Source organism: Acidovorax sp. LjRoot129, from assembly GCF_964253765.1.
Classification (GTDB): domain Bacteria; phylum Pseudomonadota; class Gammaproteobacteria; order Burkholderiales; family Burkholderiaceae_C; genus Acidovorax.
Genome location: NZ_CAXUSE020000001.1, coordinates 3353295 through 3377549, shown reverse-complemented (window position 1 = coordinate 3377549; position 24255 = coordinate 3353295). Strand labels below are relative to the sequence as shown.

18 protein-coding genes are annotated in these 24255 nt (G+C 64.9%); 11 read left to right on the top strand and 7 right to left on the bottom strand.

Features of this window, described 5'->3' with window-relative positions; translation table 11 throughout:
* The first annotated feature begins 32 nt into the window (after positions 1 to 32).
* Together ppk1 and ACSQ3Q_RS15505 are read left to right on the top strand one after the other, a co-directional pair.
* A complete protein-coding gene (gene ppk1 / locus ACSQ3Q_RS15510) occupies positions 33 to 2207 on the top strand; it encodes a polyphosphate kinase 1 (RefSeq protein WP_436135245.1) in 2175 nt (724 codons plus the stop codon).
* Entirely contained in the window at positions 2204 to 2668 is a 465-nt protein-coding gene (locus ACSQ3Q_RS15505; protein ID WP_436135244.1) for a SixA phosphatase family protein, read from the top strand. The genes ppk1 and ACSQ3Q_RS15505 overlap by 4 nt, the downstream gene beginning before the upstream one ends.
* Positions 2669 to 2715: 47 nt before the next feature.
* Here ACSQ3Q_RS15505 and ACSQ3Q_RS15500 read toward each other — a convergent pair whose 3' ends face one another.
* Together ACSQ3Q_RS15500 and ACSQ3Q_RS15495 are read right to left on the bottom strand one after the other, a co-directional pair.
* Positions 2716 to 3240: a hypothetical protein gene (locus tag ACSQ3Q_RS15500; RefSeq protein WP_436135243.1), complete on the bottom strand. Its 525-nt coding sequence runs from the start codon at positions 3238 to 3240 to the stop codon at positions 2716 to 2718.
* A gap of 52 nt (positions 3241 to 3292) precedes the next feature.
* Complete coding sequence (locus ACSQ3Q_RS15495) at positions 3293 to 4771, bottom strand: Ppx/GppA phosphatase family protein (protein ID WP_436135242.1); 1479 nt, start codon at positions 4769 to 4771, stop codon at positions 3293 to 3295.
* Positions 4772 to 5033: 262 nt separating this feature from the next.
* Here ACSQ3Q_RS15495 and pstS point away from each other — a divergent pair, with 262 nt between their 5' ends.
* From pstS to phoR, 7 genes are all read left to right on the top strand, one after another.
* Complete coding sequence (gene pstS, locus ACSQ3Q_RS15490) at positions 5034 to 6056, top strand: phosphate ABC transporter substrate-binding protein PstS (protein WP_436135241.1); 1023 nt, start codon at positions 5034 to 5036, stop codon at positions 6054 to 6056.
* 91 nt (positions 6057 to 6147) lie between these two features.
* Positions 6148 to 7170, top strand: a complete 1023-nt coding sequence (pstC, locus tag ACSQ3Q_RS15485) for a phosphate ABC transporter permease subunit PstC (RefSeq protein ID WP_436135240.1) — start codon at positions 6148 to 6150, stop codon at positions 7168 to 7170.
* Between the two features lie 36 nt (positions 7171 to 7206).
* A complete protein-coding gene (gene pstA, locus ACSQ3Q_RS15480) occupies positions 7207 to 8061 on the top strand; it encodes a phosphate ABC transporter permease PstA (RefSeq protein ID WP_436135239.1) in 855 nt (284 codons plus the stop codon).
* Between the two features lie 59 nt (positions 8062 to 8120).
* Positions 8121 to 8903 (top strand): phosphate ABC transporter ATP-binding protein PstB, encoded by a 783-nt coding sequence (gene pstB / locus ACSQ3Q_RS15475; protein WP_436135238.1) that lies wholly within the window; start codon positions 8121 to 8123, stop codon positions 8901 to 8903.
* Between the two features lie 11 nt (positions 8904 to 8914).
* Positions 8915 to 9616 carry a phosphate signaling complex protein PhoU gene (gene phoU / locus ACSQ3Q_RS15470; protein WP_436135237.1) on the top strand — a complete coding sequence of 234 codons (702 nt, stop codon included), beginning with the start codon at positions 8915 to 8917 and terminating at the stop codon, positions 9614 to 9616.
* A 106-nt stretch (positions 9617 to 9722) separates the two neighbouring features.
* Entirely contained in the window at positions 9723 to 10442 is a 720-nt protein-coding gene (gene phoB / locus ACSQ3Q_RS15465; protein ID WP_436135236.1) for a phosphate regulon transcriptional regulator PhoB, read from the top strand.
* Positions 10443 to 10517: 75 nt separating this feature from the next.
* A complete protein-coding gene (gene phoR, locus ACSQ3Q_RS15460) occupies positions 10518 to 11870 on the top strand; it encodes a phosphate regulon sensor histidine kinase PhoR (RefSeq protein WP_436135235.1) in 1353 nt (450 codons plus the stop codon).
* A gap of 33 nt (positions 11871 to 11903) precedes the next feature.
* Here the strand turns inward: phoR and ACSQ3Q_RS15455 are convergent, their stop codons facing one another.
* The 5 genes from ACSQ3Q_RS15455 to trxA all read right to left on the bottom strand — a co-directional run bounded on the left by ACSQ3Q_RS15455 (position 11904) and on the right by trxA (position 17756).
* Positions 11904 to 13241 (bottom strand): MATE family efflux transporter, encoded by a 1338-nt coding sequence (locus ACSQ3Q_RS15455; protein WP_436135234.1) that lies wholly within the window; start codon positions 13239 to 13241, stop codon positions 11904 to 11906.
* A gap of 283 nt (positions 13242 to 13524) precedes the next feature.
* Entirely contained in the window at positions 13525 to 15225 is a 1701-nt protein-coding gene (locus ACSQ3Q_RS15450; RefSeq protein WP_436135233.1) for a hypothetical protein, read from the bottom strand.
* A gap of 162 nt (positions 15226 to 15387) precedes the next feature.
* Positions 15388 to 15642, bottom strand: coding sequence for a type B 50S ribosomal protein L31 (locus ACSQ3Q_RS15445; protein WP_008906759.1), 255 nt, complete (start codon positions 15640 to 15642; stop codon positions 15388 to 15390).
* Between the two features lie 259 nt (positions 15643 to 15901).
* A complete protein-coding gene (gene rho / locus ACSQ3Q_RS15440; protein ID WP_436135232.1) occupies positions 15902 to 17164 on the bottom strand; it encodes a transcription termination factor Rho in 1263 nt (420 codons plus the stop codon).
* A gap of 259 nt (positions 17165 to 17423) precedes the next feature.
* Positions 17424 to 17756, bottom strand: coding sequence for a thioredoxin TrxA (gene trxA / locus ACSQ3Q_RS15435; RefSeq protein ID WP_436135231.1), 333 nt, complete (start codon positions 17754 to 17756; stop codon positions 17424 to 17426).
* A gap of 109 nt (positions 17757 to 17865) precedes the next feature.
* Between trxA and ACSQ3Q_RS15430 the strand changes: the two genes are divergently transcribed.
* Positions 17866 to 20421 carry a PD-(D/E)XK nuclease family protein gene (locus ACSQ3Q_RS15430; RefSeq protein ID WP_436135230.1) on the top strand — a complete coding sequence of 852 codons (2556 nt, stop codon included), beginning with the start codon at positions 17866 to 17868 and terminating at the stop codon, positions 20419 to 20421.
* A gap of 258 nt (positions 20422 to 20679) precedes the next feature.
* The gene (locus ACSQ3Q_RS15425) at positions 20680 to 24234 is read left to right on the top strand and encodes a UvrD-helicase domain-containing protein (RefSeq protein ID WP_436135229.1); all 3555 of its coding nucleotides are present in this window, start codon (positions 20680 to 20682) and stop codon (positions 24232 to 24234) included.
* The last annotated feature ends 21 nt before the right edge of the window (positions 24235 to 24255 follow it).

Genomic DNA, 24255 nt, shown 5'->3' with positions numbered 1-24255 from the left:
TGCTGCCTTTGCCTTCCGACGTTGCTGCTGCGATGCGACCTGACAATGAATCGGGGGCGGCCGACGTACCCTCTTCGGTGTCACAAGACAGTGGGGGTAGGGGGACGACCGCGGTAACCGCTAGCTCCGCGATGCCGGTGTTCCTCGACAGAGACCACAGCATCCTGGCCTTCAACGAGCGTGTGCTGGACTGGGCGGTGCGCCGTGACGTCCCCCTGCTCGAGCGCCTGCGCTACCTGTGCATCGTTTCGTCAAACCTGGATGAGTTCTTTGAAGTCCGTGCTGCGCCGCATATCACTGCGGCGCAGAAGGGGGAGACGCAAGGCCGCTACTCCACGGCATCCTTCGAGGCGGTGTCGAGCAAGGTTCACGAGCTGGTGGAGCGCCAATACGCGCTGTACAACGACGCTCTGGTGCCTGCTTTCGCGCAGCACGGCATCCGCATCGTGGGGTATGGGGAGCGATCTGCGGCACAGACCCGTTGGGTCCACGAGTACTTCATGGATGAGGTCCGGCCGCTTCTGATCCCGATCGGGCTGGACCCGGCCCATCCCTTTCCACAGGTCGCGAACAAATCGCTCAACTTCATCGTCCGCCTGAAGGGACATGATGCCTTTGGCCGCGAAAACGAAATTGCCATCGTCAAGGTTCCGCGTGCCTTGCCGCGGCTGGTCCGCATCCCAGAGCGCGTGGCCTCCGGGCAAAAGCTGTTTGTGAGCCTGTCCAGCATTGTCCGGGCACATCTCGCGGACTTGTTCCCGGGCCGGGAGGTGACGGAGTTTTCGCAGTTCCGGGTCACACGGCACTCGGATCTGGCGCTGGACGAGGAAGACGTGCGCAACCTGCGCACTGCCTTGCGCCAGGGCCTGCAACACCGGCACTACGGGCAGGCGGTGCGCCTGGAGGTTGCTTCCGGGTGCTCGCAGTTCCTGTCGGATTTCTTGCTGGCGCAGTTTGGCTTGCCGTCGGCCGCCCTGTACCGCGTGCAAGGGCCGGTGAATCTTGTGCGCCTTATCCAACTGGTGGATTTGGTGAATGCGCCCGAGCTGCTGTTCCCGCCATGGAATTCGGCCTGGCCACGCCAGTTGCAGCCCGGGATGCCCATCATGGAGCAACTGAGGCGGCGCGATGTGCTGATCCATCAGCCCTTCGAGAGCTTTGACGGGCTGCTCGCGTTCCTGCGCGAGGCGGTCAACGATCCCGACGTGCTGGTCATCAAGCAAACCATCTACCGCACGGGGTCTGACTCTGAACTCATGACCCTTCTGACCGAGGCGGTGCGCCGTGGCAAGGAGGTGATGACGGTCGTGGAGCTCAAGGCGCGTTTTGATGAAGAGGCGAACATCAATTGGGCCGAAGCGTTGGAAGCCATCGGTGCGCAGGTGGTGTATGGGGTGGTGGGGCTCAAGACCCACGCCAAGATGCTGTTGGTCACCCGCAGGGAGGGGAGTCGGCTTCGGCGCTACGGCCACCTTTCTACCGGCAACTACAACATGCGCACTGCCAGGCTGTACACGGACCTGAGCTACCTCACGGCAGACGAGGACACAACGGCCGACATGGACGGCGTCTTCAACCACCTGGCCAGCCAGAACCGGCCGCCCCGGTTGCGCAAGCTCATGTTGGCGCCTTTCCATCTGCACCGCCGCATGCTGGAGAAAATCGAGCAGGTGGGGCTGGCGGCCAGCCGGGGAGAGGAGGCGCGTATCGTCGCCAAGATGAACGCGCTTACCGATGAAGCCCTCATCCGTGCGCTGATCCTGGCCGGGGAGCGGGGGGCGCGCATCGACCTCATCGTGCGCGGCGCCTGCATGCTGCCCGCGCAGGTGCCGGGTAGCACCGACAACATTCGGGTGCGCTCGGTCATCGGTCGCTTTCTTGAGCACACCCGGGTCTTTTACTTCCTGGCTGGGGAGCAGGAGGATGTGTACCTCTCCAGTGCCGACTGGATGAACCGCAACATGATGCGCCGCGTCGAGCTCGCTTGGCCCGTCACTGATCCTGGGCTGCGCCAACAGATTGTGGACGAGTGCCTGGTGGCCTATCTGCATGACAACCGCGACGCGTGGACGCTGAATGCCGACGGGCGCTACGAGCGCGCACCACACCCTACGGACGGTCTGGGCGCGCAGGATGCGCTGATGGTGCGGTATGGCCCCGCTTCCCCCACCGCTTCCAACGGGGCCGCCGAGCAAGGAGCCGCATGATGGACCTCATCCTGTGGCGGCACGCGGAGGCGGAAGACCCACAAGAAGGGTGCGACGACCTCGCGCGGCCCTTGACGGCGCGTGGTGAAAAGCAAGCTGCCCGGGTCGCTGCATGGCTAGACCGGCAGCTGCCCGAAGGCCTGCGTGTGTTGGTGAGCCCGGCGCGCCGCACGGAGCAGACGGCCAGCGCATTGGGCCGCAAATTCAAGCTGCGGGCCGAGTTGTTGCCCGGTGGAACACCACAGGAATTGCTCGAGCTTGCGCAGTGGCCCCGCGCTAAAGGCACGGTCTTGGTTGTGGGCCATCAGCCGGTGCTGGGCCAGACCATTGCGCAACTGCTGGGGCTGCAAGCATCGGAATGCTCGGTGCGCAAGGGCGCCGTGTGGTGGCTGCGTCAGAGGCAGCGGCTGGACGAGAGCGAGACGGTGCTCCTCACCGTCCAGTCGCCGGACCTGCTGTAGACCGGGCTTAAGGCCGAGAAGCTACTGTGTGCTTCTCGCTCGGCCAATCACTTGCGGCTGGCTTTGGCAGCTGGCTTGGCACTATTGGCCGGAATCGGCGCTGCGGCTGCCACCTCTGCTTTTGGGCGACCCGTCTTGATGGATGGAACCGCCTGCAAGGCGGCGCGCAGCGCGCTGTCGGGCATGGTGGCGAGCACTTTGAGACCTGCGCGCAGCAATTCGCTCTTCTTCACTGGTTGGGCCAGTGCCGCTGAGCGCTGCTTCAACGTCTCGATGACGGCGTATTCATCTTTGGGGATGGTGAAGCTGTCGCGCACCAGCTTGGGCTTCTTCGGCTTGAGGTCTTTGGTGCTCTCGACCACCGCAGCCTTGACCGGCTTGGCGACTTTGGGCGCGGCTTTCTTTTGAGCAGCGGGACGGGATGGCTTCGCGGTCTTCACGGCGGCCTTTGCCGGAGCCTTAGTAGATACCTTCGCGGTTTGTTTTGGCGCCACTGCCGCCGCTTTGGCGGGTTTGGATGCGGGTGCTGGGACGGCGGAATTTGCTGAAAGCACAGTGCTGGTCGTGGTCATGATGTGATCAAATAAAACGGTATAAACAGTTTATACCGTTTCTGATTCGCGCTCAAGACAGCCCGACGACCAATTCCCATGGCGTCTTCTGCCAGGCCTGTGCTTCCTCACGCAGAAGGTGGGCTGATTGTGGGTAGGCGACGGCCCAGCCCCCACGTGCCGCAAGGTGAAAGCGCTGGCCGTCCTGCTTGAGCGTCAAGCCCGCGGTGTCCGGGTCGCGCCGCGCGTGGCACAGGGCCACTGCCAAGCGCAGGCTCAGCAGTTGGAGCACAAACATCGGGTCCTCCAGATCAGCATCGATCTTTCTCACCTTGCCGCGTTGGCCTTGTACAAGGATGCCCAGCCGGTGCAATTCGGGCACCGCAAAGCCGGCAGCATCGGTGTTGTCCAGGATGTAGGCACCGTGGCGGTGGTAGTCGCTGTGTGAAATGAGGCAGCCAATCTCGTGCAAGCGAGCCGCCCAGTCCACCTTTCTCGCTGCGCGTTCGCTGCCTGCGGGAGCTGCTTGGTCAAACAAGGCGCACGCCGTGCGCGCCACGCGTTCGGCGTGTTCGGCGTCGACGCCAAAACGCTGCATCAGGCCGTTCACGGTAGTGGTACGCAAATCGGTGCCAGGCTGTTCGCGGTCCAACAGGTCGTACAGGGCGCCTTGCCGGAGGGCGCCTTGCGCTACCTGCATCTGGTCGATCTCAAGAAGATCGAACGCGGCCCGCAAGATGCTGATGCCCCCCCCGATAACGGCGCGGCGCTCTTCCTTGAGTCCCTCTACGCGCAGGCGGTCGGTGGTTTGTGCGCGCAAGAGCCGCTCGTGCAACCACTGCAGTCCCTCCCGGGTAATAACTCCCGCTGGGCCGCCGGCGGCTTCCAGAATATCGCCCACCGCCCCGGCGGTCCCCGAAGAGCCATAGGCAACCTCCCAGGCATCTGGCCGGAATGTTTCCAGTGCTTCGTCAAGTACCGCCTTGGCCGCAATCTCGGCGGCCATCAATGCGCTGGCGGTGAACTCGCCCTGGGGGAAATAGCGCTGCGACCAGGCCACACTACCGACGCGGAAAGATGCTACGGCGTGCGGCGTGAACTGCTGCCCCAGGATGAGCTCGGTTGAGCGCCCGCCGATGTCAATCACCAGGCGGCGCTCGTCGGACTGGGGCAACAGCCGGGCCACGCCCTGATAGATGAGGCGGGCTTCTTCGGGGCCAGAGACCACGTCGATGGGGTAGCCCAGCACTTCGCTGCCGCGCGACAAAAAATCTTCTCGGTTGCGTGCTTCACGCAGGGTCTGCGTGGCCACTGCGCGAACATGGGCTCTTGGAAAGCCGGCGAGCCGTTCACCAAACCGCGCCAGGCAAGCCCAGCCACGCTCCATGGCTTCGCGTGTCAGGTTCCGGTCTTCATCCAGGCCATTGCCCTGGCGCACGGTTTCCTTCAGGTATTCCACCCTTTGGATATGTCCGAACTCGTAGCGCCCGATTTCAAGGCGAAAACTGTTGGAGCCGAGGTCGACCGCGGCGAGGCGTGTGCCGTTCTGCATGTTGTTCTTGGTAGGGAGCTTCGACCGGCATCCTACCGCGTGCTGCGGAGGACGAATGGCACGGTGCGCACACGGCAGAGGAGCGAAGGCCGGCCAGCGACCGACCAGTGTGTGCCTGTTCTGTGACAGGTTGGTGACGCTGCCTCAGAGTAATTTTCCCTCTGTGGCGGTTCGATGAATGGGTGATTTTTGTCACCGAACTGTCATCTTGCCCGCCTAAAGTTCACGCTGTTCCTGTTAACCCTAGCTCCAAGGTCATTTCATGAAACGCACTTTCCTCAAATCCGTTGCAGTCGCGCTGGCCACCCTGGCGGTCGGCAGTGCCTTTGCAGCGGACATCACCGGCGCTGGCGCCACCTTTCCGTTCCCCATGTATGCCAAGTGGGCTGAAGCCTACAAGAAGGAAACTGGTACTGGCCTGAACTACCAGTCCATCGGCTCCTCCGGCGGCATCCGCCAGATTCGCGCCAAGACGGTCATATTTGGCGCCACCGACGCTCCTGTATCGGGCGCCGACCTCGACAAGGACGGCATGGTGCAGTTCCCCGCCATCATTGGCGGCACGGTACCTGTAATCAACCTGGATGGCTTCAAGCCCGGCGAACTGCGCGTCACTGGCCCTGTGCTGGCCGATGTGTTCCTCGGCAAGATCGCCAAGTGGAACGACGCCAAGCTGGCAGCTTTGAACCCCGGTAAGACTTTGCCAGACCAGAACATCACCGTGGTGCACCGCGCTGACGGCTCTGGCACCACCTTCAACTGGACGGACTACCTGTCGGCCGTGAGCAAGGAATGGGCTGATTCCGTGGGCAAGGGCGCTGCCGTCAAGTGGCCTGCAGCCTCGTCGGTGGGTGGCAAGGGCAACGAAGGCGTAGCCGCCAACGTGTCCCGCGTGAAGGGCTCCATCGGTTACGTTGAGTACGCCTATGTGAAGAAGAACAACATGAACTTCCTGCAGCTGCAAAACGCTGACGGCAAGTACGTGAGCCCGGACGACAAGACGTTTGCGGCCGCCGCCGCCAGCGCGGACTGGTTCAGCGTGCCCGGCATGGGCATCTCGATGGTGAACGCCAAGGGCGCCGAGAGCTGGCCGGTCAGCACGGCCTCGTTCATCCTGATGTACAAGGACCCCGCCGACAAAGCCCAATCGGCCGAAGTGCTGAAGTTCTTTGAATGGGCGTTCAAGAACGGCAAGGGCATGGCCACCGAACTGGACTATGTGCCACTGCCTGACAGCCTGACTGCAGAGATTCGGGCCAAGGTCTGGTCGCAGATCAAGAAGTAATCCAACAAAAAAGCAGTCTGCCCCAAAATAGCGCCCATCGGCCGACCGGTCTGGTCGATGGGCGCTGGTTTATGGGGCCTCCAGAAGCCAGATGGGAGTCAACATGAGCGTGGGAACCACCATGAGTTCGCAACCCGTGTCCGTCAATAAAGTGACGGGCGCCCCCACAGAGTCCATGGTCTCGATTGCCAAGCGGCAACGCCTGCAGGACATCTTTTTCCATCGGCTGACCCAAAGCCTCTCGCTGCTGGTACTGGCAGCGTTGCTGGGCATCATCGTTTCGCTCTTTGTCTACGCGTGGCCCACATTCCACAAGTTCGGCGCCCAGTTCATCTGGCGTGTCGAATGGGACATCATCAATGAAGAATTTGGTGCCGCGATTGCCATCGTCGGCACCCTGGCAAGCGCCGGCATTGCGCTGTTGATTGCGGTGCCGCTTGCCTTTGGTATTGCACTTTTCCTCACCGAGACTTGTCCCGTGTGGCTGCGCCGCCCGCTGGGCACCGCAGTGGAGCTGCTGGCGGCCGTGCCGTCCATCATCTACGGCATGTTCGGGCTCTTTGTGTTTGCCCCGCTGTTTGCAGACTACTTCCAGATGCCGGTGCAAAAGTTGCTCGGCTCCATGCCGCTGGTGGGCTTTCTGTTTGGCGGGAGCACCAATGGCTTTGGCATCCTCGCCGCGGGCATTGTGCTGGCCTTCATGGTGCTGCCATTCGTGGCGGCCGTGATGCGCGATGTGTTTGAGATCGTGCCCCCCATCCTGCGCGAATCGGCCTACGGCCTCGGTTGCACGACCTGGGAAGTGGTGCGCCGTGTCGTGCTGCCGTACACACAAAAGGGTGTGATCGGCGGCGTCATGCTGGGCCTGGGGCGCGCGCTGGGCGAAACCATGGCGGTGACGTTCGTGATCGGCAATGCCAACCGCATGCCTACCTCGCTGTTTTCCCCTGGCACCTCGATTGCCTCCACGTTGGCCAATGAGTTTGGCGAGGCGGCGGACTTCCACCTCTCCACGCTTTTCGCCCTGGGCTTTCTGCTGTTCGTCATCACGTTTGTGGTGCTGTCGGCCGCCAAGATCATGCTGCTGCGCGCCGAGAAGGCCAAGGGCCTCTGATGCAAACCATGAAACAACGCTTCTGAGAACCGCTCCATGGAATTCAACCAACAACTCTACAAAAAGCGCCAGCGTTCCAACGCCATCGGTCTGACCCTGTCCCTGGGTGCGATGGTGCTGGGCCTGTTCGTGCTGCTCTGGATCCTGAGCGTGCTGCTGTCCAACGGGTTTGCCGCGCTGGACTGGAACATGTTCACCCAGTCGACCCCGGCCCCAGGCTCCGAAGGCGGTGGTCTGGCCAACGCCATTGTCGGCAGCCTGATGATGGTCGGCTTCACCGTGCTGGTGTCCACACCGATCGGCGTGCTGGCGGGGGTGTATCTGGCTGAGTACAGCGGCCAGAGCAAGACGGCCGAGCTGACCCGCTTCGTCACCGACATCATGTTGTCCGCACCATCCATCGTGCTGGGGCTCTTTGTGTACGCGATTGCCGTGGCCACAGTGGGCAACTTCTCGGGCTGGGCCGGCAGCCTGGCGCTGTCGCTGATTGCCGTGCCGGTTGTGGTGCGCACCACCGAGAACATGCTGCGTCTGGTGCCCGGCAGCCTGCGCGAAGCGGCTTTTGCGCTGGGCGCACCGCGTTGGAAGGTCTCCATCATGGTGACCTTGCGCGCAGCGCGCAGCGGCGTGATGACCGGCCTGTTGCTGGCCGTGGCTCGCATCAGCGGGGAGACGGCGCCCCTGCTGTTCACCGCACTGAACAACCAGTTCTTCAGCACCAACATGAACGCCCCCATGGCCAATCTGCCCGTGGTGATCTTCCAGTTTGCGCTGAGCCCGTACGAAAACTGGGTGCGCCTGGCCTGGGGGGGCGCACTGCTCATCACCCTGTCGGTGCTGATCCTCAACGTCGTGGCGCGGGTGTTCCTGCGCGAGAAGACCCGCGGCTGATCCGTCTGCACAGACACGCAGACACGCCTCCCCGACATCTCCATTTTCAGGATTTGACAATGAACGCCACCGCTACCGCCACTGCCAGCAAAAACGCGCTGGAACTGCGCAATCTGAGTTTCTTCTACGGCAAGTTCCAAGGGCTGCGCAACGTCAGCCTCAACATCGCAGAGCACAAGGTCACCGCTTTCATCGGCCCTTCGGGCTGTGGCAAGTCGACCCTGCTGCGGACGCTCAACCGCATGTACAGCCTGTACCCCGGCCAACGGGCCGAGGGCAAGATCAACTTCTACGGCCAGGACATCTTGGATGCCAAGCAAGACATCAACCTGCTGCGCGCCCGCATCGGCATGGTGTTCCAGAAGCCCACGCCGTTTCCCATGTCCATCTACGACAACATTGCGTTTGGCGTGAAGCTCTATGAGAGCCTCAGCAAGAGCGAGATGGACGACCGCGTGGAATGGGCGTTGTCCAAGGCCGCGTTGTGGACCGAGGTGAAGGACAAGCTGCACCAGAGCGGTCTGTCGCTGTCCGGCGGCCAGCAGCAGCGCCTTTGCATTGCGCGCAGCGTGGCGGTCAAGCCTTCTGTGCTGCTGCTCGACGAGCCCACCTCGGCGTTGGACCCGCTGTCCACTGCCAAGATCGAAGAGCTGATCGACGAGCTCAAGCACGACTACACGATTGCCATCGTGACCCACAACATGCAGCAGGCCGCACGCTGCAGCGACTACACCGCCTACATGTACCTGGGCGAGATGATCGAGTTCGGTGCCACCGAACAGATCTTCTTCAAGCCCGAGCGCAAGGAAACCGAAGACTACATTACCGGCCGGTTCGGCTAAGGAGACAGCAGATGCCCGATAAACATCTTTCGTCCCAGTTCGACAGCGAACTCAACAGCGTCTCGGCGCGCGTCATGGAAATGGGCGGCCTGGTGGAATCACAGATCCGCCAAGCCGTGTATGCGCTGTCCCAGTTCAGCCTGGAGGCCGTGGAGACCGTGGCCTCGATGGAGACCCGCATCAATGCGATGGAGGTCGAGATCGACCAGGAGCTGTCCTCCATCATTGCCCGCCGCCAGCCCACAGCGCGCGACCTGCGCCTGCTGCTGGCCTTCTCCAAGGCCACGGCCAACCTCGAGCGCATGGGCGACGAGGCCAACAAGATGGCACGCATGGTGCGGTCCATCATTGAAAGCGGAGCGCCCCGTTCGCTGCCGTCGAGCGACCTGCGCGTGGCCTCTGAATTGGCTTCCGGCCTGCTGCGCAAGACGCTGGATGCGTTCGCGCGGCTGGACGTGAAGGCTGCTGTCGCCATCCTCAAGGAAGACGACCTCATCGACAGGGAGTTCGATGGCTTCGTGCGCAAGCTGGTCACCTACATGATGGAAGACCCGCGCACCATCTCGCCCAGCCTGGACCTGCTGTTCCTGGCCAAGGCCATCGAGCGCATCGGCGACCACTCAAAGAACGTGGCCGAGCTGATCATCTATCTGGTCAAGGGCAAGGATGTGCGCCACACTGCCCTCGACGAGATCGAGTCGGCCGTCCTGTAAGAAAGGGCTTGGGCAACACCATGACAGAACTCACCCCCACGCTCCGCCGCTGCGCGGGTCGATGCCCCCTGAAGGGGGCGCTTTCTCATCTCGGGACGGCCCGGCGATGAGAAAACTCCCACGCGTTCTCATCGTTGAGGACGAACCGGCAATTGCCGAGCTGATTGCCGTCAATCTGCGGCACAACGGCTTCCAGCCCTTCTGGGCCGAAGACGGCGACTCAGCGCAGCGCGAGCTCGATGCCGTGCTGCCGGACGTCATCCTGCTCGACTGGATGCTGCCTGGGCAAAGCGGCCTGTCGCTGGCCCGCAAGTGGCGCGCCGATAGCCGCACCAAGCCGATTCCCATCCTGATGCTCACGGCCCGGGGCGATGAGCCCGACAAGATCGCCGGGCTGGATGCGGGTGCGGACGACTACATCACCAAGCCCTTTTCCACGCAAGAACTGCTGGCCCGCATTCGCGCCGTGCTGCGCCGCCGCGCGCCAGAGCAGGTGAGCGACAGCGTAACGATTGGCGAGCTGATCCTGGATGCCGGGACCTACCGGGTAACCTTCCAAGGACAGCCCCTCAAGGTGGGCCCCACCGAGTTCAAGCTGCTGCACTTCCTCATGAAACACGCCGAGCGCGTGCACAGCCGGTCGCAGTTGCTCGACAAGGTGTGGGGCGACCATGTTTTCATCGAAGAGCGCACTGTGGATGTACACGTCAAGCGCCTGCGCGAGGCCTTGGGCGCAGCCTCGGTGATGGTGGAGACGGTTCGCGGCGCGGGCTATAGGCTCACCGCACAGCCGCAAGTCCAGCCGCAGGTGCAGCTGCAGGCCTGAGCTGTCTGGCCGGTGTTTTGACAGGGGGCGCACGCGTTGCGCCCTTGGTTTTTTTCAGAAAGCGTTGCTGACGGGATGTTGTGGCGAATTACGTATTTCCTGCTCTGGCAGATAGCGGGCGGTAGCCTGGGCTGGTGGCAGGGCGGTTCGTGGGGTGCGGCGCTGGGCGCAGCGCTGGCGGGCTGGGCTTGGTTCGTGTGGGATCTGCTGCGCGGGGTGCGGGTGTTGCGCTGGCTGCGCACGGGCGATTTGACCGATGTACCTTCGATGCGCGGCATCTGGGGTGAAGCGGCGGACCGCGCGCGAAGGTTGCTGCGCAGGCAGGAGACGCAGATCCGCGACAGCCAGGACCGGCTGCAGGAGATCCTGGCCGCACTGCAGGCCACGCCCAATGGCGTGGTGCTGCTCGATGCGCAAGGCCGCATCGAGTGGTGCAACCAGATGGCAGCCAACCAGTTCGGGTTTGATGCGCAACGCGATGTGATGCAGTCCATCGGCAATCTGGTGCGCGACCCGGAGTTCACCGCCTACTACGCGGCGCAGGACTTCGCCCATGACGTGGTGCTGGAGGGCCGCTTCAGCACCCCGTCCCGACCGGTGCGTATCTCGGTCCATCTGCATCCCTATGGCGACGGCCGCACCTTGCTGCTGTCGCGCGATGTGACGGCGCTGGAGCAGGCCGACGCCATGCGGCGCGATTTTGTCGCCAACGTATCGCACGAGATCCGAACGCCGCTCACGGTGCTGACGGGTTTTGTCGAAACGCTGCAGACCTTGCCTTTGAACCCCGATGAGCGGTCGCGCTATCTGGGGATGATGGCGCAGCAGGCGTTGCGCATGCAAAGCGTGGTGCAGGACCTGCTGACCCTGTCGCGGCTTGAGGGCAGCCCCCCACCGGGCATGGCAGAGTGGACGCCGGTGCAATCGCTCCTGCAGCGCTGCGAGGAAGAAGGGCGTGGGCTGTCTGCCTTGCTCACACAAAACCAGCCGCGGCAGCATGTGATGGTCTTCCCCGAGATGAACGCCTTGCGTGCCGAGGGTGAGATCGCCGGTGTGCCGAGCGAGCTGCAGAGTGCGCTGTCCAATCTCATCAGCAACGCCGTGCGGTACACGCCGGCGGGCGGATCGATCACCGTCACGTGGCAGCGCAAGGACGATGGCCGCGCGGTGTTTTCGGTGCAGGACACGGGGCCGGGAATCTCGCCGGAGCACATCCCACGACTGACGGAGCGCTTTTATCGGGTGGACCGCAGCCGGTCCCGCGAGACGGGCGGTACCGGCCTGGGGCTTGCCATCGTCAAGCACGTGCTGCAGCGCCACGGCGCCACGCTGGAGATCACGAGCGTTTTGGGCAAGGGGTCGTTGTTTTCGGTCACCTTCCCGGCCAACCGGTTGCGCGGCTTCGCGCCGCCGGCGATTGCCGGATGACCCCACAGGGCGGGGGCGGGCGCAAGAGCGCGTTCAGCCCTGCCGCCGGATCGCCCTTGCCAGCATCGCGATGAACAGCGCCGCCGTCGCCCACAGTGCGCCGGCACTGGCCGCCCAGAACGGCATCGGCGAGGGCGGCATGGCCCAGACGCCCGAGCAGTGGTACGCCCACAGGTAGCCGCCGCCCAGCCCCGCGCCCCAGAGCAAAACGCAATACACGAGCAGTGGTGCCACAGTGATCCGGTAGCAGCGCAGCACGAAGACGCACAGGGTTTGAAGTGCATCGGCAAAGTGATAGGCCGCCACCCAAACAAGTACGCCGCCCGCCATGGCCACCACGGCAGGATGGCCGGAGTAAATGTTGCTCAAAAAGTCTTTTGCTATTAAAAGAATAGCTGATAGGGTAATACCAGCAAGCGCTGAGAGCTTAAAACCCATCAAAACGGCGCGCCGGGCGCGCTCCCGGTCACCCGCGCCGAGCCAGTAGCTGGTGCGTGCGCTGGTGGCGATCGACAGCGACAGCGGCACCATGTAGAGCACGGCCGCCAGGTTGGCCGCGATCTGGTGCGCGGCGGAGCTGACCGTGCCCTGGCGCGCGATGAACAGCGCCATCAGCGTGAACGACGTCACCTCCACCATGACGGCGAGCCCGGCCGGAACGCCCAGCCGCGCAAAGTTGGCAATGGTGGGCCAGTGGGGTGGCTCCATCCGGCGCCAGAGCTGCAGCGGCGCATAGGCGTCTTGCGTGCGCAGCAGCCACACGGCCACTGCCAGCATGCTGCAGTTGACCACCAACGTCGCCCACGCGCAGCCCACCACACCTTGTGCAGGCAGCCCCATTCCGCCGAAGGTGAACCAGATCGACAAGGGCAATTTGATGAACAGCGAACCCACCTGCAGCCAGGTCACCAACTGCGGGCGCCCCAGCGCCTGGTTGAGCGTGCTGTAGATGCGAAAGAGCAGGGCGGGCGGCAGTGCCAGAGCCAGGACGGCCAGGTAACGCTCCACCTCGGCGCGGAGGCCGGGCGGCACATCGGTCCACCGCAGAAGCGGGCCTGGCACCAGCAGGATCGCCATGCCCACGGCGGAAGCCGCGGCGCAGAGGTACAGCGCCTGGCGCAGCGATCGGCCGATGGCATCGGACTTCCGGGCGCCGCGCTGCTCTGCCCACACCGGCAGCAGTGCTTGCACCGCGCCGATCAGCGCTACATACACGCTGATGAAAATGGCCGAGCCGACCGACAGCGCCGCGAGGGATGTTTCGCCGTAGCGGCCCGCAACGATGGTGTCGGTGACGCCGAACGCCATGACGGCCAGTTGCCCCGTGAGCACGGTGGCGGCGTGCCGGGTGATGGTGGAGAACTCAGACATGGGTGAGGGCGTGTGGGGCACGTGGACGGATCCGTGTGGGCGCGAGGGCCTGTGGGCACGGCGCGCTGTGCGCTGCCGCTGAGCCCGGGCTTAGAGAGGTGCTGCAGCGCCGCGGGCGGTTGCCTTTGGTTGAGTTGGTCGAAGAATCGAGAATCAGGACAAGGTGGGAGCGTGCCTGGGCTGGTGTTGTTGCAGGCTGCCGAAGTACCGCAGCAGCATCGCCTCCAGTGGCCGTTTTCTCTCCGAGTCGCGGCACGCAGGCCCCCCGAGTTGCGCAACAGCGTTAGTTCGCAGACCCGACGCGACGGAACACCAGGAGATGGTCATTTTTATCGGTAGGGCGGGGGATGACGGCCTTCCGATCCCATCGCGCGGCGTTGACCATGCGCTCGGAAGCCGGCCAGGACTCGATGTCAGCCACCAGCCAGTCGCATTCGTCCTGCAGGCCGGCGCGCTGCAGGCTCAGCTTGCCGTGGTACTGCAGCGCTGCCGCTTGCGCCCGGCTCAGCCCCACCGTCTGCACGCAGCCCGGGGTGGGGCCCAGCACCGCCTGCACGGCGCGCACTTGCGGGCCATAGCTGCGCGCGTAGTCCAGCAGCGGCAACCACAGTGTCATCAGCAACACCCAGCCCAGCGCAGCACCGCCAGCGGGCAGCACCAAGCTCTTCCAGATGGGCGCGCGGTCGCGCGAGGCGCGCCACCATACCAGTGCGATCCAACCCGCGGTGGCCGCCAGCGCCACGATCAGCGCAAGCAAGGAAAACTGCGGCACAAAGCCGGGCGCAAGCTTGGCCACATTGGCGGCAGGCTTCGCCGGAAAGCCGGTTTGCATCGCGATCCAGATCACCCAGATGGCCAGCGCCGAGATAGTGAAAAAAAGCAGGGTGAACCAGTCGATCAGCGCCCCCACGCTGCGCCGCAGCGTTGGCAGGGCAAACGCTGCCAGCGCGGCCATGGCGGGCAAGCCCAGCAACAGGGCCCGGTCTGCCGGCTGGGTGGTGAGGGTGGCGGCAATCGACACGGCAGAAAACCACAGCGGGAGCAGCAGGTGCCTGTGCGCCTGGCGGCTGATGATCTGCTTGCGCCAGCGCCACAAAGTCCACAGCGCCAGCGGCCAGGCCGGCCAGCCAAACCACAGCATCAGCCGCGCCAGGCTCTGCCATTCCTTGCCGCCCGAGGCGCCTCCAGCAATCCGCCAGCGCCACAGGTCCAGCTTCCAGGCCACCAGGGCGGCCACCAGCGTGACGGCAGCCACGGCCAGGGTCCAGGGCAGGCGGCGGTCTTTGGCGCTGCCCGGTGCCAACACCACCAGCGCCATGCTCCCAACCCCCAGCATCGAGGCCAGTGCAGGGGCGCCAGCCAGGGTCAGTCCCATCAGCCCCACCACCAGCGCAATGGCGGGTGCCACGGTGCGGTGGGGCATGGCGGCCACCGCAAAATAGAGCAGCGCCGTGCAACTGAGTTGCACAAGATGGCTGGTCACTTCATGGGAGAGTTGCGCAAGGCCCAGGCAGGCGATCAAAGCCAGCAGGGCGCCATCGGCAATGGCGCGGGCGTAGTCGGGCGGGTTGGCTTCACCGCCAAAGGCAAACGCCACCGGCTGCGCACCCGGACTGCGGGCCAGGTAATACACACCGTACCAGGTGGCCATCAGCGTCACCACCAGTAACGCCGCAAAAGGCAGGCGCACCGCCATCTCGGCCGACAGCCACGACGGGGCAAGCTGGATGGCCCAGGCGCCCAGCCAGTAGGGCAGCAAGCCTTCGGTTTCGGGGGGCAGGCCACCCAGCAGGGGGCTGGACCACGGCGTGTGACCCTGGGCCAGTTCGAGCATGTAGCCAAACGCGGTGACATCCGCGCTCTTCCACGGGTCGCGGCCTACAAAACCCGGTACGACGTATGCAATGCACAGCAGCAGCAGCGCCCAGCGCGGCAGCGGGTTGACGGCGCTTTGGGTAACGATGGCGGGGGTGGGTGGAGTCACGCGTCAGAAGGGCAGCAAAAGCGGAGCCGTTGAGAATAATGGCAAACGCATCCTAAGAAACACGCTGTCGGATACATCGGGTATGGCGAATGCAGGCCACCCAAGCAAAAAGGCAGCGCGGTTGCCCGGGCTGCCTTTTGTGGCGTCGACGCAGGAGGCGAATTACTTCGCTGCAGTCTTGCCGAAACGGTTGCGGAAGCGCTCCACGCGGCCACCCATGTTGTCCACCGACTTTTGCGTGCCGGTGTAGAAGGGGTGCGATTCAGAAGAGGTATCCAGCTTGAACAGCGGGTATTCCTTGCCTTCGAACGTTTCCATTTCCTTCGTGTTTACGCACGAACGGGTCACAAACTTGAAACCGTTGGAGAGGTCCGAGAACAGGACTTCGCGGTAGTTGGGGTGAATGCCTTCTTTCATGATCAATCCTTGTCAAGTGCGGGAGCCGTGCTGAACCCGGTGCAACCTTTGCGCCGTGGAACATTCAGCGTACTTTCCGCAGAAAAAGCTCTCCATTATGGCACAGGGCGAATTTGGGTCTTTCCGAGATGCCTGGCAGCTACGGAGGCGGCGGTAAAAACCGGCACACCCTAGTGCCAGTGCCACCGTGAATCTGGTTTTGCCAGTCCGCGGGTGGCGTCCCCCTCAGGGGGAAGGCGCGAAGCGACTCAGGGGGAGCTTATCCACCCCTTCGCATCATGTCGAAGAAGTCCACATTGGTCTTGGTGGCCTTCATGTTCTTGATCATGAGCTCCATCGACTCGATCTCGTCCATGTTGTACATGAACTGGCGCAGGATGCGGGTCTTTTGCAGGATCTCGGGGGCTAACAGCAGCTCTTCGCGGCGCGTGCCGCTCTTGTTGAGCTCGATGGCCGGGAACACGCGCTTTTCGTACAGGCGGCGGTTCAGGTGGATTTCGCAGTTGCCGGTGCCCTTGAATTCTTCAAAGATCACTTCGTCCATGCGGCTGCCAGTGTCGACCAGCGCAGTGGCGATGATGGTGAGCGAGCCACCTTCCTCAACCTTGCGCGCGGCGCCGAAGAAGCGCTTGGGGCGCTGCAGCGCGGCGGCGTCCACACCACCGGACAGCACCTTGCCGGACGAGGGCACGACGTTGTTGTAGGCGCGGGCCAAGCGGGTGATCGAATCGAGCAGGATCACCACGTCCTTCTTCAGCTCGACCAGGCGCTTGGCGCGCTCGATCACCATCTCGGCCACGTGCACGTGGCGGGCGGCAGGCTCGTCGAAGGTGGAGGCGATGATCTCGCCCTTCACCGTGCGCTGCATTTCGGTCACTTCTTCAGGGCGCTCGTCCACCAGCAGCACCATCAGGTGTACGTCGGGGTTGTTGGCCGTGATGGCATGGGCGATGTGCTGCATCATCACCGTCTTGCCGCTCTTGGGCGGTGCGACGATCAGCGCGCGCTGGCCGCGGCCGATGGGCGCAATGATGTCGATGATGCGGCCGGTGATGTTTTCTTCGCCCTTGAAGTCCCGTTCCAGGCGCATCTGTTCCTTGGGGAACAGGGGCGTCAGGTTTTCGAACATCACCTTGTGTTTGTTCTGCTCTGGCGGGCCGCCATTGACGGAGTCCAGCTTGTTCAGTGCAAAGTAACGTTCACCATCCTTGGGTGTACGGACTTCGCCTTCAATCATGTCGCCTGTGTGCAGATTGAAGCGGCGCACCTGGCTGGGCGAGATGTAGATATCGTCCGTGCTGGCGGTGAAGCTTGTGTCCGGGCTGCGCAGGAAGCCGAAGCCGTCGGGCAGGATTTCCAGCACGCCGTCGGCAATGATCTGCTCCCCGGTCTTTGCACGCTTCTTGATGATCGCAAACATCAGCTCCTGCTTGCGCATGCGGCCTGTGTTTTCGATTTCGAGTTCTTCGGCTTGCTTCAGGACTTCAGACACATGCAGTGCCTTGAGTTCGTTTAAGTGCATGGAATGACTCCTTGGCGGAGCTGGTGTGAATCTTGGGGGGAGGGCTGTTGCCAGGAAGGCTGCTGTTTGCAGGCCTGGCATGCCGGGGATCTTGTTCCGGCTGCCAATGCGTGCAGGCCGGTGATCGAAAAGAATTATGACAGGAAAAAAATCGGGATATTCAGCGGCTTGCGATTTGTCGCTGGCCGGGGCGGCGCAGGGTTCAGGCGCTCCAAGAAAAATGCCCCACAAGACGGCGATGTCTGCGGGGCATGGTTGATCAGGCCAGTTGCTGATCGATGAAGGCGGTGAGTTGTGCCTTGCTCATGGCGCCGACCTTCGTGGCGGCCAGTTGGCCATCCTTGAACAGCATCAGGGTGGGGATGCCGCGGATGCCGAACTTGGCGGGGATCTCGCGGTTTTCGTCCACGTTCATTTTGGCGATCTGCAGCTTGCCCTGGTAGGTGCCAGCTACTTCGTCCAGGATGGGGGCGATCATCTTGCAAGGGCCGCACCACTCAGCCCAGTAGTCCACCAGCACCGGGGTGCCGGCCTGCAGCACGTCGGCTTCAAAGCTTGCGTCGGAGAGATGTTTGATGAGTTCGCTGGCCATGGCGGATTCCTTGTTTCTGGGCGGTTTACGACCGAGGTACGTATAAAGTCAGGGCATTGTGACAGAAACCAATCCCACGTTCACCGGTGTGGCCGGGCCTTGTGACGCTATGACAGTCATAGCGAAAAGTGATCAGTGCGCGCTCTTGTGGCAGCGTGTTCTGGCCCAAGTCGCCCAGCACATGGAGCGTTGCGGCGCCCACCCTGCGCGCACGGTGGTGTTGGTTCCTTACGCCCAGCTCATGCCGTGGGCGCAGCGCTACTGGGGCCTTGCACACCCAGACGGCTTTGCTCCCCGGTTTGAAACCACCCGCAATTGGGCGCGGCAGCTCGCGGCCTTTGTGCCCCAGGGGGACGATCTTGCCGGCGACGTGGCGCGCGATACCCTCACCGCACGCCTGTTGCTCGATCGGGTTGGTCTGTCGGCGCAGCGGGACGTGCTTGCCGCGCCGCTGCAGGAGGCCGCAGCACAGCTCGCGCCAGCGGTGGCCGCCGTGCCGCCAGCGCAGCGCGACGCCTGGGGCCAGCAGGCCCGCACCCTGCTGCCCCCGGCCGATGAAGGCTCGGCCCTGCGGTACGAGGCGGTAGTGGCGCGCATTGCGCTTGAATGGGTACTGGCTTCGCGCCACGCCACCGACGTGCTGTTCGAGCCCGGCGTTTCCAGATCGGTGGATGCCCTGGTGCTGCTCCCCGGCTTTCAGCCCGATGCGCTGGCGCAGGCACTTCAGAACCACTGGGGCGAGAAGGTCCTGTCGCTGGTGTTGTGGAATCCGCCATTGGGGGATTTGCCGGCGGGCCAGGGCCACGTTGCGCTGCACGCCGCACACGACGCCGAGGACGAGGCGCAGCGCGCCGCCGCCTGCGTGCTCGCACACTTGGCGGCCGGGCGTGTCCCCGTCGCGCTGGCGGCCAACGACCGCGCGCTGACCCGCCGCATCGGGGCCCATCTGGCCAGCGCCGGTGTGGCCGTGCGTGATGAAAACGGCTGGACGCTGTCGACTACGCGGGCTGCCGCACGCTTGATGGCGGCTCTCAACGCCTGTGCCTGGGACGCCACGTCCGACGCGGTGCTGGACTGGCTCAAGCACGTGCCCCATGCCGATGCGGCAGTCCTCGGGCGGTTGGAGCGCGCGCTGCGCAAGGCGTCGATGGCCTCGTGGTCTCACGTGGCGCAGCATGACTGGACAAGCGCGCCCGACGTGGGGGCTGTCGTGGCCCAGGCCCAAGCTTGGCGCGACGGCCTGCGCGCCGCGCGTGCCTTGCCCCAATGGTTGCAGGCGTTGCGCGCCTTGCTGGTTGAAAGTGGCCAGTGGCCCGTGCTGGAAGAAGACGCCGCTGGCACACGCGTGCTGTCTGCCCTGCGCCTGCAGGCAGGGCAAGAGATCGAGCTCGATGGCTGGGGCGATGGCGCAGGTCGGCGCATGACCCTGGCCGAATTCACACGCTGGGCCAATGAAGTGCTGGAAGCCGCGCGCTACGTTCCCGCGCAGATGGGCGACGCGCCCGTGGTGGTGCTTCCCTTGCCTCAGTTGCTGGCGCGCCCGTTTGGAGCCCTGGTGCTGCCGGGCTGCGACGAAAAACGCCTGCAAGCTGCGCCGGAGCCCGCCGGCGAGTGGACCCAGGCGCAGCGCGAGGCTTGGGGCTTGCCCACGCGTGCATCAATGGAGGCAGCCCAACGCGCCGCCTGGCAGCACGCATTGCAAACTCCCGCCGTGGACGTGCTGTGGCGCACAGGGGACGAAGGCGGCGAGCCCCTGCTGGCCAGCCCGTTGGTGCTGGCGTTGCAATTGGACGGCGAGGCGCACGCTGGCGCGGATAGCCGAATCCAGCGTGCGGTCGATGCCGCCCCCACCCCACGGCCCCAGCCCCAGGGGCATCAGCTTCCGATGCTTCGGCTCTCGTCCACCGCGTATTCCGACCTGCGGCACTGCCCCTACCGCTTCTTTGCGCTGCGCCAGCTGGGCCTGCAGGAGGCCGATGAACTGGCCACCGAGGTGGACAAGCGCGACTTCGGCAACTGGCTGCATGCGGTGTTGCAGCACTTCCATGAAGCCCTTTTGTCCGACCCCGTGGACGGCCTGCCAGAACGTGCGCAGCGAATGAATACCGCCGCCCAGGCCGTGACGCGTGAGCAGGGCCTGGGCGAGGGCGACTTCCTGCCCTTTGCTGCCGGCTGGCCCCAGGTGCGTGATGGCTACCTGCGCTGGCTGGCCCAGCATGAGCAGACCGGCGCCCACTTCCGCCAGGCTGAGTTGCGCACCACCCAGCCACTGGGCAACCTGCAACTGGTGGGCACGCTCGACCGCGTCGATGCGGTGGCTGCGCCCGGCGAGTCCACGACCTTGGTCATCGACTACAAGACCGAGAACGACACCGTCACGGCCAAGCGCATCAAGACCGGCGCCGAGGACACCCAGCTTGCCTTCTACGCCGCGCTGCTCAGCCACGACACGTTGCGTGCCGCTTATGTCAATGTGGGTGAGCGGGGCGAGACACGGATGCACGAGCAGGAAGAGGTGGTGCACCTGCGCGACCTGCTGGTCGAAGGCATTCAGCACGACTTTGACCGCATCGCCGCGGGCGACCCTTTGCCGGCGCTGGGCGAGGGCGCTGTGTGCGAGTACTGCGCAGCTCGAGGTCTTTGCCGCAAGGATTTCTGGAAATGAGCAGGGACACCCCCCTGAGCCGCTGCGGCTCGGTTGCATCCGCCAGAGGCGTCCGCTCTTCGCTGCCGTCCGAGCCTGCGCAGGCAGGCGTGGAGCCGCGGCGCTCAGCCCCCTCTCTCGGCTGCGCCGGGAGGGGGAAGACGCCAGCGCGGCGGGGCGGCCCTTGCGCGTCGTCTCTCGCCTGCGGTCGCGCCGGTTTCGCAGGCGGCGAGCAGGGCGGCAGCCGGACAGATGGGCAGGGCATCGTGGATCAAGGAAATGACTGAACAAGCCGCCTACGAACACAACGGTCAGCCCATCTCTCGCGAGGGTTTCTACGCGATTGCCTGCGACCCTGCACGCAGCGTGGCGGTGGAGGCGTGCGCGGGCGCGGGCAAGACCTGGATGCTGGTCTCGCGCATGCTGCGCGCGCTGCTCGATGGCTGCGCGCCGCACGAGATCCTGGCCATCACCTTCACCAAGAAGGCCGCGGGCGAGATGCGCCAGCGCCTGCAAGAGTGGCTTGAGGCATTTGCCCATGCGCCCCTGCAGGACCTGACCGCTGAGCTGACTACGAGGGGAATCAGCCCCCAACGCGCGCTGGATAAACGCGAGGCGCTACAAAATTTATACCGCCAGATGTTGGCTAGCGGCCGGCCGGTGCAGATCCGCACCTTCCACAGTTGGTTTGCCGCGCTGCTCGGCACCGCCCCGCTGGCGCTGCTGCAGGCGCAGGGGTTGCCCGCCCATTTCGAGCTGCTCGAGGACGACGCCGAAGCCGTGCGCGAGGTCTGGAGCCCTTTTTTGCAGGCGGTGGCCGAAAGCCCCAGCCTCCGCGCCGACTACGAGGCCGTCGTGGCCCAGCACGGCCGCTCGCAAACCCACAAGGCGCTGGCGGCCGCTCTGGCCAAGCGGGTGGAGTTTGATTTGGCCGATGCCATCGGTGTGGTGGATGCCTCCGTGCCGCCGTTCCAGCGGGCCTACCCGGACCTCGGCGGCGGCGCAGAACCTGCCGACACGCTGCAGGGCGACGCTTGCCATCAGCGCTGGCTGGCCCGTGCCAGGGCCCTGGGAGCCGAGACCAACAAGACCCCGCAAAAGGCAGCGGACGCGATCATCGATGCGCTGGCGTGTGCCGATCTCAACGAACGCCTCGATCTGCTGCGCAAGGCGCTGTTTGTGGCCAAGGAAGACCGGCTGTCGAAGAATTTGGAGAAGTTTCCCGCCGCGCAGGAGGCCGAGCCCGAGCTGCAGCGCCTGCTGGTCGCGCGGCGCCAGCACGCCGCCTGGCACCACCAGCAGCGCATGGCGCGCCTGGCGCGGCGGCTGATCGCGGAATTTGCGGCCGTGAAGAACCAGCACGGCTGGGTGGACATGAACGACGTGGAGCGGACCGCGCTGGTCATGCTGTCCGACCCCATCCTGTCGGGCTGGGTGCAGGAGCGGCTCGACGCCCGCGTGCGCCACCTGCTGGTCGATGAATTCCAGGACACCAACCCGCTGCAATGGCAGGCGCTGCATGCGTGGCTGTCGGGCTACGCGGGCTCTGGCGGCGGCGCCACGGCGCCCAGTGTGTTCATCGTGGGCGACCCCAAGCAGAGCATCTACCGCTTTCGCCGGGCCGAACCGCAGGTGTTCATCGCGGCCCAGGCCTTTGTACGCAATGGTCTTGGGGGCGACCTGCTCAGTTGCGACCACACGCGCCGCAACGCCACCGGCGTAATCGCCGCCGTCAACCACGTGATGGGCACGGCGCAGGCGCAACACGAGACCACCGGTTTTCGCGACCACACCACCGAATCCAAAGACCCGGGCGCCTTGCTGCGCCTGCCCGCCATCCTGCCTCCGGATGCTGAGGGTGGCGCCGGCAACGACCCCTTGGCCTGGCGCGACAGCCTGACCGAGCCGCGCCACGAAGCTGAGGAAACCCAGCGCATGCGCGAGTGCGCCCAGGCTGCCGCTTGGGTGGCCGAGCAGATTGCGCAAGGAACGCCGCCCAACGAAGTGCTGGTGCTGGCCCGCAAGCGCGACCGCTTGGCTGCCATGCAGGATGCGCTGCGCGCACTGCACCTGCCCTGCGTGCAGCCCGAGAAGGCCGACCTGTTCGACGCGCCCGAGGTGCAGGACATGGTGGCGCTGCTGGACGCGTTGGTGTCCACAGGTCACGACCTGTCGCTCGCGCGTGCGCTGCGCTCGCCGCTGTTCCGCCTGGACGACGACGCGCTCGTGGCGCTGGCCCTGCTGCGCCGCCAGCCTGAGCACGCTGCCTGTAGTTGGTTTGATTTGCTACAAAAAAGTGAGCTACTACCGCTTGATATGCAAGCGCTAGGGCCTGTTTTGATGCAATACAAGGCCTGGGTGGACAGCCTCCCGCCGCACGACGCGCTGCACGCCATTTACCAACACGGCGACGTGCTTGCGCGCTTTGCCGCGGCCGCGCCGGCCACGCAGCGCCTGGCGGTGCAGGCCAACCTTCGCGCTCTGTTGTCAGCCGCGCTGCAGCACGACGGCGGCCGCTACCTCACGCCCTATGCCTTCATCCGTGCGATGAAGCGCGGCGGTGTACGCGCCCCGGGCCGTGCAGATGCCGAGGCGATCCGGCTGCTGACGGTGCACGGCGCCAAGGGGCTGGAGGCGCGCTGCGTGCTCATGCTCGACACCGACACCCGCCCCCAGAAGGCCGAGACCATGGGCGTGCTGGTCGACTGGCCCGGCGAGCAGACTGCGCCCACGGGCTTTGTCTTCCTGGCCAGCGAATCGAGCCCGCCACCGAGTGCAGCGGACGCGCTGGCCACTGAGCAGCAGGCACGCCAGCGTGAAGAGCTGAACATGCTCTACGTGGCCATGACGCGCGCCAAGCATTGCCTGGCGATCTCGTCGGTGCTGCCCAGCGTGTCGGCCCCTGGCAGTTGGTGGAACCGGCTCTCCGCGCTGACGGTGGAGGTGTCGATGGAGATCGTCGCGCCGAAAGCAGATGGAGGGGGCGAAGAAACTGCACCGGGCCTTGTGCCACCCGCGCAGTTCACCCTGGCCGAACTGCCGCCCGTGCCCGAGCACCTGCGCATGCCATCCAACGCCCCTGCTGCATCGTCTGAGACGTCGGCAGGCGCGTCGGAAGATGCCGCCCTGGGCAGCGGGGTGGATCTGGCGCACGGCGCGGCCACTCCGTCCACTCCGGCATCGCGGCTGGGCGAGGCCATGCACCAGTTGCTGGAACAAGCGGGCGTGGCCGGTGCGCCGCTGGCCGACCTGCGCGCCCACGGCTGGCCGGCCGCGCGCGCAGCCCGCCTGGCGCAGGACTTTGACATCACCCCCGGCGCCGCACGGCTGGCCGCGCAGACAGCCCAACGCATCCTGGCAGGCGAGGGCGCGTGGGCTTGGGACCCGGCCGCTGTCGATACCGCCATCAATGAAGCTCCCTTGCGCTACGGTGGCCAAAGCCTGCGCCTGGACCGCCTGGTGCATTGCACGCAACCCCTCGAGCGGGCGGGTTGGTGGGTGCTGGACTACAAAAGCGCCGCCGAGCCTGAGCGCCAGCCCGCCCTGATAGCCCAGTTGCGCCGCTACCGCGATGCGGTAGAGCGCCAGACGCCGGGCGAGCGGGTGCGGGCCGCGTTCCTCACGGGGGACGGGCGCATGGTGGTGGTGTCTGACGCCGTGACAAGTACAAGTGACGCACCAGCTCCTGAAGCGGCGGCGTACCCTGAAGCCGGCGAGCAGGCCATCAGGCATACTCCGGCCCCCACCGCGTCACCCGTGTCGCCGCCTGCGCCACCAGCTCCCTCCGTGACCGCGGGCAACGATCCAGATTCGCCCCAGGGTTCACTTTTCTGACCCTGAAAACGGCCACCGCAC